At 72.9% G+C, this 17,370-nt stretch carries 14 protein-coding genes; 10 read left to right on the top strand and 4 right to left on the bottom strand.

Going from position 1 to position 17,370, the window contains the following annotated elements; translation table 11 throughout:
* Positions 1-13: 13 nt before the first annotated feature.
* Positions 14-3,760: an indolepyruvate ferredoxin oxidoreductase family protein gene (locus EIM48_RS04605; protein WP_125111150.1), complete on the bottom strand. Its 3,747-nt coding sequence runs from the start codon at positions 3,758-3,760 to the stop codon at positions 14-16.
* Positions 3,761-3,992: 232 nt separating this feature from the next.
* Between EIM48_RS04605 and EIM48_RS04600 the strand changes: the two genes are divergently transcribed.
* Positions 3,993-4,910: an AEC family transporter gene (locus tag EIM48_RS04600; protein ID WP_026010672.1), complete on the top strand. Its 918-nt coding sequence runs from the start codon at positions 3,993-3,995 to the stop codon at positions 4,908-4,910.
* 43 nt (positions 4,911-4,953) lie between these two features.
* Here the strand turns inward: EIM48_RS04600 and EIM48_RS04595 are convergent, their stop codons facing one another.
* The gene (locus EIM48_RS04595) at positions 4,954-7,089 is read right to left on the bottom strand and encodes a M48 family metallopeptidase (RefSeq protein ID WP_158675194.1); all 2,136 of its coding nucleotides are present in this window, start codon (positions 7,087-7,089) and stop codon (positions 4,954-4,956) included.
* A 173-nt stretch (positions 7,090-7,262) separates the two neighbouring features.
* Entirely contained in the window at positions 7,263-8,747 is a 1,485-nt protein-coding gene (locus tag EIM48_RS04590) for an AAA family ATPase (protein WP_125111148.1), read from the bottom strand.
* A gap of 109 nt (positions 8,748-8,856) precedes the next feature.
* Here EIM48_RS04590 and EIM48_RS04585 point away from each other — a divergent pair, with 109 nt between their 5' ends.
* The 9 genes from EIM48_RS04585 (at position 8,857) to EIM48_RS04545 (ending at position 16,306) form a co-directional block, all read left to right on the top strand.
* Positions 8,857-9,486 carry a ParA family protein gene (locus tag EIM48_RS04585; protein WP_019399332.1) on the top strand — a complete coding sequence of 210 codons (630 nt, stop codon included), beginning with the start codon at positions 8,857-8,859 and terminating at the stop codon, positions 9,484-9,486.
* Between the two features lie 25 nt (positions 9,487-9,511).
* Positions 9,512-9,988, top strand: coding sequence for a histidine phosphatase family protein (locus EIM48_RS04580; RefSeq protein WP_019399331.1), 477 nt, complete (start codon positions 9,512-9,514; stop codon positions 9,986-9,988).
* Positions 9,989-9,992: 4 nt separating this feature from the next.
* Positions 9,993-10,592 carry a YceI family protein gene (locus EIM48_RS04575; RefSeq protein WP_019399330.1) on the top strand — a complete coding sequence of 200 codons (600 nt, stop codon included), beginning with the start codon at positions 9,993-9,995 and terminating at the stop codon, positions 10,590-10,592.
* Positions 10,589-12,553, top strand: a complete 1,965-nt coding sequence (locus EIM48_RS04570; RefSeq protein WP_019399329.1) for a phospholipase D family protein — start codon at positions 10,589-10,591, stop codon at positions 12,551-12,553. Before EIM48_RS04575 ends, EIM48_RS04570 begins: the two co-directional genes overlap by 4 nt.
* Positions 12,554-12,598: 45 nt before the next feature.
* The gene (locus EIM48_RS04565) at positions 12,599-13,042 is read left to right on the top strand and encodes a hotdog fold thioesterase (RefSeq protein WP_019399328.1); all 444 of its coding nucleotides are present in this window, start codon (positions 12,599-12,601) and stop codon (positions 13,040-13,042) included.
* A gap of 73 nt (positions 13,043-13,115) precedes the next feature.
* Positions 13,116-13,925, top strand: a complete 810-nt coding sequence (locus EIM48_RS04560) for a lysophospholipid acyltransferase family protein (RefSeq protein ID WP_019399327.1) — start codon at positions 13,116-13,118, stop codon at positions 13,923-13,925.
* Positions 13,926-14,006: 81 nt separating this feature from the next.
* Entirely contained in the window at positions 14,007-14,999 is a 993-nt protein-coding gene (locus EIM48_RS04555; RefSeq protein ID WP_199728385.1) for an alpha/beta fold hydrolase, read from the top strand.
* 73 nt (positions 15,000-15,072) lie between these two features.
* A complete protein-coding gene (locus EIM48_RS04550) occupies positions 15,073-15,684 on the top strand; it encodes a YbhB/YbcL family Raf kinase inhibitor-like protein (RefSeq protein WP_028914339.1) in 612 nt (203 codons plus the stop codon).
* 19 nt (positions 15,685-15,703) lie between these two features.
* Complete coding sequence (locus EIM48_RS04545) at positions 15,704-16,306, top strand: GyrI-like domain-containing protein (RefSeq protein WP_028914340.1); 603 nt, start codon at positions 15,704-15,706, stop codon at positions 16,304-16,306.
* Positions 16,307-16,363: 57 nt separating this feature from the next.
* On the opposite strand, the gene EIM48_RS04540 is transcribed toward EIM48_RS04545, so the two are convergent.
* The gene (locus EIM48_RS04540; protein WP_125109140.1) at positions 16,364-17,155 is read right to left on the bottom strand and encodes an undecaprenyl-diphosphate phosphatase; all 792 of its coding nucleotides are present in this window, start codon (positions 17,153-17,155) and stop codon (positions 16,364-16,366) included.
* Positions 17,156-17,370: the final 215 nt, after the last annotated feature.

Here is a 17,370-nt window from a genome sequence, read left to right as displayed (position 1 = left end):
CGGTCCGCCGCGCTCAGGCGGCCTCGCGCACCACGATCCGCAGCGGATCGTCCCACTGCCGCAGCAGCTCGGCTTCGCGTGCCCTGGCCGCGTGCAGGTGCGCTTCCTTGACGTGGCCGTAGCCGCGGATCTGGTCCGGAATGGAGGCGATCTGCGCGGCCAGGCCGACGTTGCCGGCGTCCAGCTTCGGCAGCAGGCGCTCGATGGTGGCGAAGTAGTCCTCCACCAGCTGCCGCTCCTTGCGCCGCTCGGCGGTGCGGCCGAACGGATCGAACGCGGTGCCGCGCAGGAACTTCAGCTTCGCCAGCCAGCGGAACGCGGTGAACACCCACGGCCCGTACTCGCGCTTGACCAGGCGGCCGTGCTCGTCCTTCTTCGCCAGCAGCGGCGGGGCGAGGTGGAAATGCAGGCGGTAGTCGCCCTCGAACTGCTGCTGCAGGCGGCGCTGGAAGTGGCCGCCGGTGTACAGGCGCGCGACCTCGTACTCGTCCTTGTAGGCCATCAGCTTGAACGCGTAGCGCGCCACCGCCTCGGTCAGCGCGGTGGAGCCGGGCACGCGTTCCTGCTCGACCGCGCGCACCTTCTCCACCAGCGCGGTGTAGCGCGCGGCATAGGCGCGGTCCTGGTAGGCGGTGAGGAACACGCGGCGGCGCTCGACCAGTTCCTCCAGGCTGCGCGACAGGCGCAGGTCGTCCAGGGGCAGCGGCGCGACGTTGCCGGAGGCCGCATCCAGCGGCCAAGCCTGGCCGCTGCCGGCGGCATCGGCCGCCGAGGCCGGCAGGCCGCGCCATTCGCGCCCGCCGCTGGCCGGGCGCGGCGCGCTGGTGCTGCCCCATTCGCTGCCTTCCCAGTCGCCCGGCGGCAGCACCTGCAGGTCGTCGGCGATGCCCTCGCTGGCGGTCACCGGGTTGGACACCAGGCCGGCGGCGCGCGCCACCGCATCCGGGTCGACCGCGGCCAGGCGGCCCCAGGCGAAGGCCTGCTTGTTCATCTCCACCGCCGCGCCGTTGAGCTCGATCGCGCGCATCAGCGCACCCTCGGACAGCGGCACCAGGCCCAGCTGCCAGGTATGGCCGAGCATGAACAGGTTGGTGGCGATGGCGTCGCCCAGCAGCGCGGTGGCCAGCTGGGTGGCGTCGAGCAGGCGCGGCTCGCGCCCGCCCAGGGCCAGCCTCACTCCGGCGATGATCTCGGCCGCGGGGAAGTGCAGGTCAGGCTGGGTGGTGAAGCTGCCGGGCATGGCCTCGTAGGTGTTGAGCACCACTTCCGAGCGCTCGGCGCGGACCTTGGACAGCGCCCAGTAGTCGTTGACCACGACCATGTCGCAGCCCAGCACCAGGTCGGCCTCGCCGGCGGCGATGCGCACGGCATGGATGTCGGCCGGCCGGCGCGCCAGGCGCACGTGGGTGGTGACCGCGCCGCCCTTCTGCGCCAGGCCGGTCTGGTCGAGCACGGTCGCGCCCTTGCCTTCCAGGTGGCCGGCCATGCCCAGCAGCGCGCCGATGGTCACCACGCCGGTGCCGCCGACGCCGGTGATCAGGATGTTCCAGGGCCGCTCCAGGTCGGTACGCGGCTGCGGCGCGGGCAGGTTGTCGAGCAGGGCCGCGGCCTCCGCGCGCGGGCCCTTGCGCGGGCGGCCGCCATGCACGGTGACGAAGCTGGGGCAGAAGCCCTCGACGCAGCTGTAGTCCTTGTTGCAGTTGGACTGGTCGATCTGGCGCTTGCGCCCGAACTCGGTCTCCTGCGGCAGCACCGACACGCAGAAGCTCTTCTGCCCGCAGTCGCCGCAGCCCTCGCACACCAGGGTGTTGACCATCACCCGCTTCGGCGGGTCCTCGAGCTTGCCGCGCTTGCGCCGGCGGCGCTTCTCGGTGGCGCAGGTCTGGTCGTAGATCAAGATCGACACGCCCTTGACCTGGCGCAGGCGCCGCTGCACTTCGTCCAGTTCCTTGCGGTCGTGGAACTCCACGCCCGGCGGGAACAGTTCGCGCCTGTGCCAGCGCGAGATGTCGTCGCTGACCACCACGATGGTGTCGATGCCCTCGGCGCGCATCTGCCAGGCGATGTCCGGCACCGTCAGGGTGCCGTCCACCGGCTGGCCGCCGGTCATGGCCACCGCGTCGTTGTAGAGGATCTTGTAGGTGATGTTCACCTTCGCGGCGACGGCCTGGCGGATCGCCAGCGAGCCGCTGTGGAAGTAGGTACCGTCGCCGAGGTTCTGGAACACGTGCTCGGTCTCGGTGAACGGCGCCTGGCCCGCCCAGGTGACGCCTTCGCCACCCATGTGGGTGAAGGTGTCGGTGGAGCGGTCCATCCAGGTGACCATGTAATGGCAGCCGATGCCCGCCAGCGCGCGCGAGCCTTCCGGCACGCGTGTGCTGGTGTTGTGCGGGCAGCCGGAACAGTAGTGCGGCACGCGCGGGAACTGCGCGCGCGGCAGCGCCATCTCCGCCTCCTTCTCCTCCATCCAGCGCAGGCGCTGCTCGATGGATTCGGTCGTGAAAAAGCGCTGGATGCGGCGGCCGATCACCCCGGCGATGGTGGCCGGGGTCAGCTCGCCGGTGGACGGCAGGATCCACTCCCCGGCCTCGTCGTACTTGCCGACGATGCTCGGGCGCCGGCCCCAGGCCTCCGGCCAGTTGTAGAACTGCTCCTTCATCTGCCGCTCGATGAAGGCCCGCTTTTCCTCCACCACGACGATGTCCTCCAGCCCGCGGGCGAAGGCGGCGATGCCCTGCGGCTCCAGCGGCCAGGTCATGCCGACCTTGTACACGCGGATGCCGATGTCGCGGCAGGCTTCCTCGTCCAGGCCCAGGTATTCCAGCGCCTGCAGCACGTCCAGGTAGCTCTTGCCGGTGGTGACGATGCCCAGCCGCGCGCGCGGCGAGTCCAGCACGATGCGGTCGACCCGGTTGGCGCGGGCGAAGGCCTGCGCCGCGCGCACCGCGTAGCGGTGCAGGCGCATCTCCTGGTCCAGCGGCGGATCGGGCCAGCGGATGTTGAGTCCGCCCGGCGGCAGCTCGAAATCCTCCGGCAGCACGATCCGGCGCGCGAACGGGTCCACGTCCACCGAGGCGGAGGATTCCACCGTCTCGGCGATGGTCTTGAAGCCGATCCAGCGCCCCGTGTAGCGGCTCATCGCCCAGCCGACCAGGCCCAGGTCGAGGATGTCCTGCACCCCGGCCGGGTTGAGCACCGGCATCATCGCGCTGACGAACTCGTCCTCGCTGCCGTGCGGCAGGGTCGAGCTGCGGCAGGCATGGTCGTCGGCGGCCAGCGCCAGCACGCCGCCATGCCTGGAGGTGCCGGCGGCGTTGCCGTGCTTGAACACGTCGCCGCAGCGGTCCACGCCCGGGCCCTTGCCGTACCACATGGCGTACACGCCATCGACCTTCGCCCCGGGGAACAGGTTGGTCTGCTGCGTGCCCCAGACCATGGTCGCGCCCAGGTCCTCGTTGAGGCCCGGCTGGAAGCGCACCTTGGCCGCTTCCAGGTGCTTGCGCGCGCGCCACAGTTCCAGGTCGAAGCCGCCCAGCGGGCTGCCGCGGTAGCCGCTGATGAAGCCGGCGGTGTCGAGCCCGGCCGCCGCGTCGCGCAGCTGCTGCATCAGCGGCAGGCGTACCAGCGCCTGCACGCCGCTGAGGTAGACGCGGCCGTCGCGGCGCGTGTAGCGGTGTTCCAGGGTGTAGTCGGCGTCGAAGGTGGCGAGCCCGGGCTGGTCGGCGGACGCGGGCGAAGTCAGTTCGGCGGTGCTGGTCATGACAGGCCTGGAGCGTGGGCTGGGCCGGGCGCCCGGCTGTAGCGCAACATCATAAACAAGCGCGCATGGACGGGCATGACACACTGCGGCGCGAACCCGTGCCGCGGCGGCCACGAAGTGGGACAATAGGCGCCCCCCACATCCCGCTTTCCCCGATGAACCGCATGCATGCGCAAGCCGGAACCGATCCGGATTGCCAACCTGCCGATGCCGGGAGCCGCTGAGGCACGCCATGGCATTGGACGCATTCGCACTGATCCTGGCCATGCTCGCCCTCGGCATGGCCATGGGCCGCACCACCCTGCTGCCGGACAATGCGTCCGAGGTGCTCAACCTGGTGGTGCTCTACGTCTGCCTGCCCGCCGCGGTGCTGCTGTACGTGCCGCGCCTGCACCTGCAATGGTCGCTGCTGGGCATGGCGCTCACGCCCTGGCTGCTGATGGGCGCGACCTGGCTGCTGGTGGGCCTGGCCGCGCGCCTGTGGAAGTTCGGCCGCGAGCAGTACGCGGTGCTGCTGCTGTGCGTGGGCCTGGGCAACACCAGCTTCCTCGGCTATCCGATGGTGCGCGCGCTGCTGGGCGAGAGCGCGGTGCAGTACGCGGTGGTGTACGACCAGTTCGGCACCTTCGTGATGCTGTCCACCCTGGGCCTGTACGTGTGCGCGCGCTACAGCGGCGACGCGCCGCCGGGCCCGCGCCAGGTGGCGCTGCGGATCGCGCGCTTCCCCCCGGCCTGGGCGCTGCTGCTGGGCCTGACCCTGATGCCGGCCGAGCCGCCGCACTGGATCGGCGCCGGGCTGCAGCGGCTGGCCGACGCCATGCTGCCGCTGGTGATGCTGGCGGTGGGCCTGTCGATCCGCCTGCGCCTGCCGCGCGAGGAACTGGGCCCGCTGCTTGCGGGGCTGTCACTGAAGCTGCTGGTGATGCCGGCCATCGCCCTGCCGCTGTCGCTGCTGTTCGGCATGCCGCCGCTGATGCTGCGTGCCAACGTGCTCGAATCGGCGATGCCGACCATGGTCTCGGCCGCGGCGCTGGCCATGGCCCATGGCCTGGCACCGCGGCTGTGCGCGGCCCTGGTCGGCTACGGCATCGTCGTGTGCCTGGCCACGTTGCCGGCCTGGGTCTGGCTGCTGGGCCGGTTCCACGGCTGAGGCGGCGCGGCGGGGCATCGCCGCCGCGCCGCGCGCGCCGGGCTCAGGCTTCGACCGCCGCCGGCGCCGCGAACAGCCGGATCGGGTGGATGCCGTGGGTGCGTTCGGCCAAATCGGCGGTTTCCACCAGCGCCGCCAGCTGCTGCCGGTACAGGTCCAGGAACGCGTCCTCCAGTGGCAGCACGGCGCGCGCAAACGCGAACGGGTCGGCGCCGGCGCTGGAGTAGTGGCCGCAGCGCTTGAGCAGCAGCTGGCCCAGCGGCTGCCCGCTGCCGGGGACGGCGTCGTCGAGCCTGCCGAGCAGGGCGCCCACCTGCTCGCGGCAGCGCTCGGTGCGCGCATGCACGCGCGGCCGCAGCACTTCGTCGCCGCTGCCCATGCCGGCGTGCATGCGCATGCACACCCGCGCCTCCTGCAGGGTGCGCGCCAGCTCCGGCCAGTGCGCGTGCATCCTGGCCAGCAGCGCCAGGCGCGCCTCGGCCTCGTCGCGGGCCGCGCCTTCCAGGGTGTCCACCGCGTGCCGCAGGCGCCGCGCGAACACCGCCAGGATGCGCCGGGCCAGGCGCAGGTCCGGGGTATCCGCGGCCACGCAGGCGCCGTATTCGGCGCGCAGCGCGCCGGGGTCGGGCGGGCTGCCGTCGGGCATCACGAAGTCTTCTTCCTGGTCGAGCAGGGCGATCCACAGCGCCAGGGCGTCGGCGCGCTCGCGCAGGCGGTCCAGGCGCTGCCACAGGCCGGTCGCTTCCGGGCCGAGGCGGCGCAGTTCGTCCACGCTGGCCTGCCAGTCGAAGGCCGCCGCCGGCAGCAGGCCGGCTTCGGCCGGGTCCAGCAGCGGCACGCTGCCGAGCATGCCGTTGGTGTAGCGCTGCCAGGCCGCGGCGGTGGCGTCGGCCAGGCGGCCGCGGCCGAGCAGCTCGGCCGCGCCGATCAGCTGGCGCGGGCCGTAGTCCAGCTCCATGCCGGCGTAGTAGTGGGCGGTGACCTGGCGGCACAGCGCGGGGAAGTCGGCGAACAGCGCGGCGGCGGGACGGTCGTCGCGGAAGATGCCCGGCGCCTGCAGCGCCTGCGCGTTCGCGATCCGGGCCTGGTCGGCCGGATGCGAATCCCAGTAGCGCGTGGTGTCGTCGGACTGCAACTGGGCCTCGACCGATTCCCAGTCCTGCCTGCCCCACTGCTGCAGGCGCTGGGCGGTGGCGCCGGGCAGGTCGTCGACCAGGCGGCCTTCGCCCCAGGCCTTGCGGTTGAGCCGGTCGACCTCGTGCCAGGCATGTTCCAGCGCGCGCATGCGCAGCGCGGTCGCGGCGAAGGCCTCGCTGCCGGCGACCGTGGCCTCGTAGCGGTCGGCATCGAACTCCATTTCCTGGGACAGCCGCCGGCTCATGCGGAAGCTGAGCTGGAACATCCCGCGCAGCAGCAGGCGCGTGGCCCACAGGCAGGCCAGGGTCGCCAGGCAGGTGAGGTGGACGATGCCGCCCATTTCCTCGTCCTCCAGCCAGCGCCGCAGGCGCCCATCCCAGGCATCGTCCTGGTAGGCGCGCGACTCCAGCCAGTAGTTCACCCGGTTGATCAGGTGCGCCGCGCGCATGCCGCCGCGCTGGGCGAAGTGGCCGAACTCGTGGGCCAGCACCCCGACCAGCTCGCGCGCGCTCATGCCCGCCACCAGCGGCAGGCCGATGGTGAGGGTGCGCGCGCCGCCGAGCAGGCCGGCCGGGCCGGGCACGAACTGCACCCAGGCGTTGACCTGGTGGGTGAGGTGGATCGCGCGCGGCGGACGGATGCCGATGGCCGCGCACAGCGCGTGCACCGCGGCGGTGAAGCCGGGGTCCTGTTCCGGTTCCAGGCGTACCGGTTCCGGGGCGCGGGTGCGCGGGGCGAAGAACGGCTTGAGCAGGAACACCACCAGCACGCCGATGATGAAGCCCGGCGCGGTCCAGCCGACCAGGCGCAGCATGCCGTGGCCGCTGCGCGGGGCCCACTCCAGGTAGTAGTGCACGCCCAGCCAGGCCAGCCCGGCGACCAGGCCCAGGTAGGCCAGGGGTATCAGGCAGGACAGCACCGCCACCAGCCACAGCAGCAGGTCGTACAGCGGCTTGCGCGGCGGGCGCGGGATCGAACCGGGACGCAGCTGGCGCAGCTGCGTGGTGGGCGCTACGGCGTTGCCGGCGGGAATCGAGGACATCGTGCCAGGCCTCCTTGCGATGGCAGGGCGCATGCATGCCAGCCGCGCCGCCACGGGCGTCTTCCCTTGCCCGCGGACCTGTTCCATGGTTCGGCTGCGGCGGCCTGGCCCCCCCTGGCCGCCGCGCCCGAGCATAGCCAAGCGCGCGGCGCGGCGCGAACCGGCGGCGCGGCTCAGTCCGCCGGCACGGTGCGCGGCAGGGCCCATTCGCGCAGCGCGCGGACCTGCTCGGCCATCAGCACCGACAGCGGGCGGGTGGCGTGGATCTCGTCCATCAGCAGGGTGGTGTCCAGCGGACGCTGCTCGGCGTGCGCGGCATACAGGCCGGAGACGATGGCCTGCTCGAGCTCTGCGCCGGAGAAGCCCTCGGTCGCGGCCGCCAGCGCCGACAGGTTGAAGCCCTGCGGCTGCAGCCCGCGCGCGGCCAGGTGGATGCGCAGCAGTTCCACCCGGGTGGAGGGGTCGGGCAGGTCGACGAAGAAGATCTCGTCGAAGCGGCCCTTGCGCAGCAGCTCGGCCGGCAGGTGCTGGACCTGGTTGGCGGTGGCCACCAGGAACACCGGCGCCTTGCGCTCGGCCATCCAGGTCAGCAGGTAGCCCAGTACCCGGCGCGAGACGCCGCCGTCGCCATCGCCGGAGTCGGCGGCCACGCCCTTCTCGATCTCGTCGATCCACAGCACGCACGGCGCCAGCTGGTCGGCCGAGGCCAGCGCCGTGCGCAGGTTCTGTTCGGTCTCGCCGTGGTACTTGGCGTACAGGGTGCCGAAGTCCAGGCGCAGCAGCGGCACCCCGAAGCCGCCGGCGATGGCCTTGGCCAGCAGCGACTTGCCGCAGCCCTGCACGCCCAGCAACAGGATCCCGCGCGGCGGCTCCAGCCCCGGCGGCGGGCTGCCGGCGAACGCGGCCTGGCGCAGCTGCACCCAGCGCTTGAGCCGGCGCGCGCCGGCGACTTCGTCCATGGCCGCCGCGTCGTATTCGTAGTGCAGGTGGCCGCTGCGGTTGAGCAGTTCGAACTTCAGCCTGGCCAGCTGCGGCAGGTCCGAGGCGGTGAGCGCACCGTCGGCGTGGATCAGCTGGCGGGCGATGCGGCGGGCGTCGTGCAGGTCCAGCCCCTGCAGGTGGCGCACGATCTGCTGCACCGCCTCGGCCTCGACCTCCACCCGGCGCCCGCCGTTCTCGCGGGCGTAGGCCTCCGCCTCCTCGCGCACCAGCTTCAGCAGCGCCGCCGCGTCCGGCAGGCGCGGGGTGAAGCGCACCGCCATGGCTTCCAGCTCCGGCGGCAGTTCCACCTTCGCCCCGACCAGCACGATCACGTGCGGCTGGCAGTGGCGGCGCTGGAGGATGTCGCGCAGCAGGCGCTGGTGGCTGGCGTAGCCCAGGTAGGGGTGGAAGTCGAGCAGCAGGTAGATGCCGCGCTGGTCGGCCTCCTGGATCGCGCGCAGCACCGAGGAGGCGTCCGGCGGGCCCTGCGGCGGATCCTCGCGGTCCAGGTCCAGGCGGCGCAGGCCCTCGGTGATGGTCCAGCGGTGCAGGGCCCGCCACACGTGCAGCAGCGACTGCCGGAACAGCTCCACCACCCGGTCCTCGTCGCGGGTCTCGACCACCACCAGCGGCGTGTTGGCGCGGATCAGGGCGGTCAGGTCCTGCAGCTGGCTCATGGTACGTCCGTGTCGGGGAGGCGGGGAAAGATAGCAACCCGCCGGGCTTCCTACCGCCTCCACCGGGGGCGGTGTAACCTGCGGCCAGCCCAATGGGAGCAAGCGGCGGATGAAGACGATCCTGGTGGCCGGGTCCAAGGGCGGCGTGGGCAAGACCACGATCGCCACCCATCTGGCGGCGCACGCGGCACTGCAGGGCCGGCGGACAGTCCTGGCCGACGCCGACCCGCAGGGATCGGCCACCCGCTGGGCGCAGCGCCGCGCCGCCCTGGACAGCGCCGTGCTGCCGGTGGACGCCAGCACCCGCCGCGGCTGGGAGCGGCTGCCGGCCGACGCCGACCTGGTGGTGGTCGACGCCGCCGCCGGCGCCCTGGCCGCCGACCTGGAGCGCTTCCTGGAACGCGCCGACGCGGTGGTGGTGCCGCTGCAGCCCTCGGCGCTGGACATCGAGGCCACCGTGGCCTTCCTCAACACCCTGGCCAAGGTGCCGCGGGTCCACGCCCGGCGCCTTCCGGTGGGGCTGGTGCTCAACCGCAGCAAGCCGTGGACCAACACCAGCCAGCAGGCGGTGCAGATGCTGTCCGATTGGCCCTATCCGCTGGTGGCGCAGCTGCGCGACACCCAGGCCTACACCGTGCTGGTGGGCCTGGGCCGCAGCCTGTTCGACTACCACTCCGCGCAGGTGCGCGACCACCAGGGCGACTGGGAGCCACTGCTGCAGTGGCTGGACCAGGCCTGACCTCCCGCCTCCGCGAGGACATCCCGTGCGTGAACTGATCCTGCTGCGCCATGCCCATGCCGAACCCGGGGCCCCCGGGCAGGCCGACATCGACCGCCCGCTGTCGGCCCACGGCCTGGCCGAGGCCGAGGCCGCCGGGCGCTGGCTGCTGGCGCACGGCCTGCTGCCGGACCGCGTGCTGTGCTCGCCGGCGCGGCGCGCGCGCGAAACCCTGGAGGCGGTGCTGGCGGTCACCGGCTACGCCGAGCAGCGCCTGGAAGGATCGATCTACGAGGCCACCCCCGGCACCCTGATCGGCCTGCTGGACGAGCAGCAGGAGGTGGAGCGGCTGATGCTGGTCGGCCACAACCCGGGCCTGGAGCGGCTGGTGGCCCTGCTCGACAGCGGCCGTTCGGACGAATACCGCGGCATGCCCCCGGCCGGGCTGGCGGTGCTGTCGCTGCCGACCGCGCAGCCAGTGGAACCGGGCGTGGGCCGCCTGACCGCATTCTGGTGGCCTTGAGCGGATGCGGTACCCGCGCTGGTTGCTGGCCCTGGCGTTGTGGCCCGCGCTCGCCGCGGCGGCGGTGCAGGAGCCGGCCGCCGTCGCCGCGCCGGCGGTGACGCTGTACGAGCTGGATACCGTCCACAGCCGGCTGGAATTCGAGGTGCGCACCCGCGTCGGCCAGCGCCTGCGTGGCCAGTTCCCGCGCTACGAGGGCCTGGTCGACCTCTTGCCCGACGGCCGCCACCGGGTACGCTTGCGGATTTCCACCGCCTCCGCCGAGATCCCGGGCAAGCCGCGCTACACCGGCTGGATGCGCGGCGAGGCCTTCTTCGACACCCTGCGGTACCCCTGGATGGAATTCGTCTCCGACCCCTTCCCGCCGGACGCGCTGGCCCGCGGCGGCCGCCTGCACGGGCGCCTGACCCTGCGCGGCGCGACCCGCGGCGAGGTGCTGGAGGTGCAGCCGGCGCCCTGCGCCCGTCCCGGCCTGGACTGCGCGGTGCAGGTGGAGGGCGACATCGTGCGCAGCGACTACGGCATGGGCGACTGGCAGCTGGTGCTGTCCGAGCGGGTGCGCTTCACCATGCAGGTGCGCCTGCGCGAGGCGGGGCCGCGGTGAGGGCCTGGACCCGGCCACTGCTGGCCGCGTTGCTGGCGCTGGCGGCCAGCGCCTGCAGCACCCTGAGCCCGCAGCTGCGCGAGCAGGCCGCGGCGGTGGCGGTGGCCGGGCGCGACGCGCAGCTGGACTGCGAGCGCGCCGACCGCTGCGCCGCCCCCTCGCCGCTGCGCGAACTGGCCGGCGAGGCCTTCGCCGAGACCGCCAGCGCGCCCGACGGCCGCACCCGGCACCGCGCGCTGATCCTGGACGAGGGCGGCGAGGCGCTGCTGGCGCGGATCAACCTGATGCGCAGCGCCACCCGCCGCATCGACCTGCAGACCTACATCTTCGACAAGGACGACAGCGCGCGCCTGGTGCTGGACGAACTGCTGGCCGCGGCCCGCCGCGGGGTCAAGGTGCGGGTGCTGATCGACCAGCTCTCGGCGATCGCCGACCTCCGCATCCTGGCCGCCCTGGCCGGCGCGCACCAGAACCTGGAGCTGCGCATCTACAACCCGACCTTCGGCCGCGCCAAGCCCAACTACCTGCACTACGCGGCCAGCGTGATCTGCTGCTTCCGCCGCTTCAACCAGCGCATGCACAACAAGCTGCTGGTGATCGACGACGCGGTCGGCATCTCCGGCGGGCGCAACTACCAGGACGACTACTACGACTGGGACAGCCAGTACAACTTCCGCGACCGCGACGTGCTGGTGGCCGGGCCGGTGGTGCGCGAGATGCAGCGCAACTTCGCCGCCTACTGGAACGACCGCCGCAGCGTGCCGGTGGAGCGGCTGGACGACGTGGCCCGGCTGCTGCTGTCCTCCGGCGTGCCGGAGATGCCGCCGGCCACGCCGGCGCGCCCGGAACGGGTGGAGCGGATGCGCCAGGCGGCGGCCGACGCCGGGCTGGTGGAGGAGCGCCTGGCCCGGCGCGCGATGGCGGTGGGCCCGGTGGAGTACCTGGCCGACGTGCCGAAGAAGCACCGCGAGGGCGAGAGCCGGGTCAGCGGCGCCTCCGGGCTGGCCGGGCTGCTGGCGCAGGCACGCGAGGAAGTGCTGCTGCAGACCCCGTACCTGGTGCTGTCCGACAGCGCGGTGGAGATCTTCCGCCAGCTGCGCCAGCGCGAGCGGCCACCGCGGGTGGTGGCCTCGACCAACAGCCTGGCGGCCACCGACAACGCGATCGTCTACGCGCTCAGCTACAAGTACAAGCGCCGCAACGTGCGCGAGCTGGGCTTCGACATCTACGAGTACCGGCCGTTCCCCGAGGACCCGCCGGTGGACCCGGCGCTGGGCGCCTGGCAGCCGGGCGACGCCGAGACGCAGGATCCTTCGGTGCCGCGCAGCGAACTGCCCGGCGCGGTCTCCGGCTCCGGCGGCGGGCGCGGCCGCGCCGACGACGACCGCCGGCAGGTGCGCGACAAGCTGCGCACCGAGAGCCGGCCCTCGCTGCTGAGCACCAGCCACCCGGCCAACCGCCCGGTGCCGGTGCGCGCCCAGGGCAAGCGCCCGCGCATGGGCCTGCACGCCAAGTCGATGGTGATCGACCGCCGCATCGCGGTGATCGGCACCCACAACTTCGACCCGCGCAGCGAGACCTACAACACCGAGGGCGTGGTGGTGATCGAGGACCCGGCCTTCGCCGGCGCCCTGGCCGCCAGCATCGAGCGCGACATCGCCCCCGGGAACTCCTGGACCGTGGCCCCGCGCGCGCGGCCGCCGGTGCTGTCCGGGCTCAACTACAGCATGAACAAGGTGCTGGAGAAGTCGCCGGTCCTGGACCTGTGGCCGTGGCGCTACGCCACCAACTACGTGTTCCAGCCCGGCCCGGAGTGCCCGCGGCCGCTGCCGCGGCGCGACCCGCGCTTCCACCAGTGCTACGTGGCGGTCGGCGACTTCCCCGAGGTCAGCCTCGGCCCGCGCTCGATCCTGACCCGCATGCTGACCGCCTTCGGCGCCGGCCTGGTGCCGATCCTCTGAGCCGGCGGCGATAATCGCCGCCCCTTCCGCGCAGGAGCAGCACCGATGGTGTTCCGTGGTCCGGTCGACCTGGACGAACTCAACCGCCTCAGCCGCGGCACCCTGATCGAGCATCTGGGCATCGTGTTCACTGCCGCCGGCGACGACTGGCTGCAGGCGACCATGCCGGTGGCGGGCTTCACCCGCCAGCCGTACGGCCTGCTCCACGGCGGCGCCTCGGTGGTGCTGGCCGAGACCCTGGGCAGCAGCGCCGGCAACCTGTGCCTGGACACCCGCGTGCAGCAGGCGGTGGGCCTGGAGATCAACGCCAACCACCTGCGCGCGGTGCGCGAGGGCGTGGTCACCGGCACCGCGAAGGCGGTGCACGTGGGCCGCAGCACCCAGGTCTGGGACATCCGCATCGAGGACGGACGCGGGCGCCCGGCCTGCGTCTCGCGCCTGACCCTGGCGGTGGTCGCGGTGGCCGCGCCGCAGGCCGGCGCGGCCTGATCCGGCGCCGTCGCCGCGGCAAAGCCGGCGCCCATCCCCAACCGGGCGCCGCATCCGGTATCGTGCGCGTCCTATGGACCACGCTCCCCCACGAGCCGCCCGGCGCCGTGCCCGGCCCGGATCCGGCGTTGCCCGCCTGTTCCGCTACCTCTACCGCGTCCCGCTGCTGCTGCTGCACCTGCTGCTGCCGCTGCCGCTGACCGTGCTGTGCCAGGTCACGCCGCTGGCGCGCCTGCGCTGGGGCGGCGAGACCCTGGGCGACCGCGCGGTGCGCGCCTGGTCGGGCGGGCTGATGTGGGTGTTCGGCTTCCGCCTGGTGCGGATCGGCCAGCCGCTGCCGGGGCCGGTGCTGTTCGTGGCCAACCACGTCAGCTGGGTCGACATCGAGATGCTGCACAGCCAGCGCATGATGGGCTTCGTCGCCAAGCGCGAGATCGCCGGCTGGCCGGTGGTCGGCTGGCTGGCCACCCTGGGCCAGACCATCTACCACCAGCGCGGCAACACCGACTCGCTGGCCGGGGTGATCGCGGTGATGCTCGAGCGCCTGCGCCAGGGCCGCGCGGTCGGCGTGTTCCCGGAAGGGCGCACCCGCGACGGCAGCGCGGTCGGCCCGTTCCACGCGCGCATCTTCCAGGCCGCGGTCGAGGCCGGCGTGCCGGTGCAGCCGGTGGCGCTGCGCTACGGCGAGCGCGGTGACGCGCAGACGGTGGTGGCGTTCGGTCCGCGCGAGAGCTTCGTGGCCAACTTCCTGCGCCTGCTGGGCGAACCGGCGCGGCGCGCCGAGGTGCATTTCCTCGAGCCGATCGCGCCGGGCCAGGTCGAGGGGCGCCGCCGCCTGGCCGAGTTGTCGCGCGAACGCATCGTGGCGGTGATGGAACGCTGATCCGGGCGCCGGGCACTTGCGCCGTCCGCGTCGTCCGGCGAATGATTGCCGGTGAAACTGCAAGTCCCGCTCCCCCGGATGCTGACCGCCGCCGACTTCCAGCCGCCGCGCCTGCTGCGCAATCCGCACGTGCAGTCGGTGCTGGGCTCCAGCGTCCTGCGCCGCCACCGCGGCCTGCGCGCGCTGGCCGCCAGCGGCGCCCAGACCCGCGAACTGATCCTGGACGGCGGCAACGGCGTGCGCCTGCAGGGCTGGCACAGCCGGGTGCCGGGCGTGCAACCGCGCGGCATGGCCCTGCTGCTGCATGGCTGGGAAGGCAGCGCCGAGTCCGGGTACATGCGCATGGCCGCCGCGCGCCTGCTCGGCTGCGGGCTGGAAGTGTTCCGCCTGAACTTCCGCGACCACGGCGGCACCCACCACCTCAACGAGGACCTGTTCCACTCCAACCGCCTGGACGAGGTGGTGCACGCGGCCGCCGACATGGTGGCGCGGCTGCGGGTGCGCGACCTGGTGGTGGCCGGCTACTCGCTGGGCGGCAACTTCGCCCTGCGCCTGGGCCTGCGCGCGGCGGTGGCGGGGCTGCCGCTGCGCCACATCGCCGCGGTCTGCCCGCTGGTGGACCCGGCCAGGACCATGGACCACATGGAACGCGCGCCGCAGATCTACGACTGGTACTTCCGGCGCAAGTGGCGCAGTTCGCTGCTGCGCAAGCGCGAACTGTTCCCGGACCGCTACGGCTACGACGACGCCACCCTGCGCCTGGACATGCGCGGGCTGATGGGCTGGCTGGCCCAGCGCCACGCCGGCTTCGGCTCGGTCGAGGCCTACTTCGACAGCTATTCGATCGCCGGCCGGCGCCTGGCCGCGCTGGACGTGCCGGCCGACATCCTGATGTCGCGCGACGACCCGGTGATCCCGATCGACCATTTCCAGGACTGGCAGCTGCCGGCCTGCGCGCGGCTGGAGGTGGCGTCCTGGGGCGGCCACTGCGCGTTCCTGGAGAGCCTCAACGGCGACGGTTTCGCCGAGCGCTGGGTGGCCGAACGCCTGTGCGCGGCGCTGCCGGCCGGCTGAGCCCCGCGCCTTCCGGTCCGCGCCGGCGCGGCCTCGGCTACGCTGTGGCCCACCACCACAGGGAGGCAGACACATGCGCATCTGGAGCGACAGTTTCCCCGCCGGCGGCCCGATCGCCGCCGAATTCGCGCTGGGCGCGATCGACGGCTTTGGCGGCAACCGCAACCCGCACCTGGCCTGGGACGGGGTGCCGGAGGGCACCCGCTCGCTGGTGCTGCTGTGCATCGACCCGGACGCGCCGACCGTGCCGGAGACCGTGGGCCGCGAGGACATGGAGATCCCGGTGGAGCAGCCGCGCACCGAGTTCGTGCACTGGGCCATGGTCGACATCGCCCCGGCGGTGGTGGCGATCGAGGCCGGCAGCTGCAGCGACCGCCCGACCCGCGGCGGCAAGCGCCAGCCGCCGGGCCCGGAAGGCGCGCGCCAGGGGCTGAACGACTACACCGGCTGGTTCGCCGGCGACGCGCACATGGGCGGCGACTACTACGGCTACGACGGCCCGTACCCGCCATTCAACGACGCCCGCGTGCACCGCTATTTCTTCCGCCTGTTCGCCCTGGACGTGCCGCGGCTGGACGTGCCCGACCGCTTCACCGCCGCCGACGCGCTGCGCGCCATGCAGGGCCACGTGCTGGGCGAGGCCGCGGTGCACGGCACCTACACCCTCAACAGCCGCCTGGGCTGAGCCTGCGCGCGGCGCCGGGGTGGAGAAGATCGACCTCAAGCGCAGCCTGGGGCCGCTGTACCGGCCGGCCCCGGGCATCGTCGAGCTGGACGTGCCCGCGTCCGGCTTCCTGATGGTCGACGGCCGCGGCGACCCGGACACCGCGCCGGCCTGGCGCGAGGCCGTGGAGGCGCTGTACGCCGTGGCCTACGCGGTGAAGTTCGCGCTGAAGCGGCGGCGCGCGCTGGACTACGTGGTGATGCCGCTGGAGGCGCTGTGGTGGTCGGACGACCTGTCCAGCTTCGTCCGCGGCGACCGCGCTGCCTGGCAATGGACCGCGATGATCATGCAGCCGCCGGAGGCGGACGCGGACCTGGTCGCCGAAGCGGTGGCCGGCGTGCGCGCGAAGAAGGCGCTGCCGGCGCTGCGGCGGCTGCGCCTGGAGAGCTTCGCCGAAGGGCGTTGCGCGCAGCTGCTGCACGTCGGTCCGTACCGGGACGAGGGGCTGGCCATCGCCCGCCTGCACGCCTGGATCCGCGAGCGTTCGGCGCTGCGCGGGCGCCACCACGAGATCTACCTCGGCGATCCGCGCCGCAGCCGGCCGGAGAAGCTGAAGACCCTGCTGCGCCAGCCGATGGCATGAGCCGCCATGCCGGCCGCGGCGGCGTGTCCGGCCGCGGGCGGCTGCCGCGCGGCGCGGTTACTGCGCCGGCATCAGCACCAGCAGGGCGATGCCGAACAGGATCCGGTACACGGCGAAGCCGGTGAAGCGGTGCGCCTTGATGTAGCCCATCAGCCAGCGCACCACGCCGAAACCGGTCGCGGCGGCGGCGGCGAAGGCCAGGGCCACGCCGGCCCAGTCCTCGCCGCCGAGCCCGCCTTCCATGGCCAGTTCCAGGAAGGCGTAGGCGCTGGCCGCGAACATGGTCGGGATGCCGACCAGGAACACGAACTCGGCGGCGGAGGCGCGCCGGCTGGTGCCGGCCAGCATGGCCATGAAGATCGCCGCGGCCGAGCGCGAGGTGCCGGGGAACACGCCGGCCACCACCTGGGCCAGGCCGACCAGGATCGCGACCTTCCAGCTGATCGTGGCCACGTCGCCGCGCTTTCCCGCGTAGTGCTCGGCCACCAGCATCCAGATGCCGCCCAGCACCAGCGCCCAGGCGATCGGAGTCACCGTCTCCGGCAGTTCCCAGCCGGCCAGGCGCACCGGCAGGCCGACCAGCGCGGTAACCAGGAACGCGACCGCCAGCTTGGCCACGTAGTCGCGGGTAGCCGGGTCGCCGAGGCTGGTCGCCAGCTCCCACAGCCGGCGCCGGAACACCAGGGTCACGGCGAGGATCGCGCCGGCCTGGATCACGATGTTGAAGAAGTCCGAACGCGCGCCCAGCCAGTGCTGGGCGATCAGCAGGTGCCCGGTGCTGGAGATGGGCAGGAATTCCGTCAGTCCTTCGAGGATGCCCAGCAGCAGGGCGGAGAGCAGTTCGGACACGTGGCGGCGTCGTCGGTTGGGAGGGCGGCCCCAGCATACGCGAGCAAATGCTGCACTGGCACATCCCCAAAAAGGTGCATTGCTCGCACCAAAATAATGCACCTGTTTGGTGCCTCGTTCCCCTTCCCGGACCGGAAGTTCAGTCAAATCAACGGCTTGTGACGAGTGTGATGGTTGGCACGGACCCTGCTACGGAACGGGTACCCATCAACCCG

This window comes from Pseudoxanthomonas sp. SGNA-20 (assembly GCF_003931635.1).
In the GTDB taxonomy this organism is placed as follows: domain Bacteria; phylum Pseudomonadota; class Gammaproteobacteria; order Xanthomonadales; family Xanthomonadaceae; genus Pseudoxanthomonas.
The sequence above is the reverse complement of the archived record's forward strand: the minus strand, read 5'-3'. Positions and strand labels throughout refer to the sequence as shown.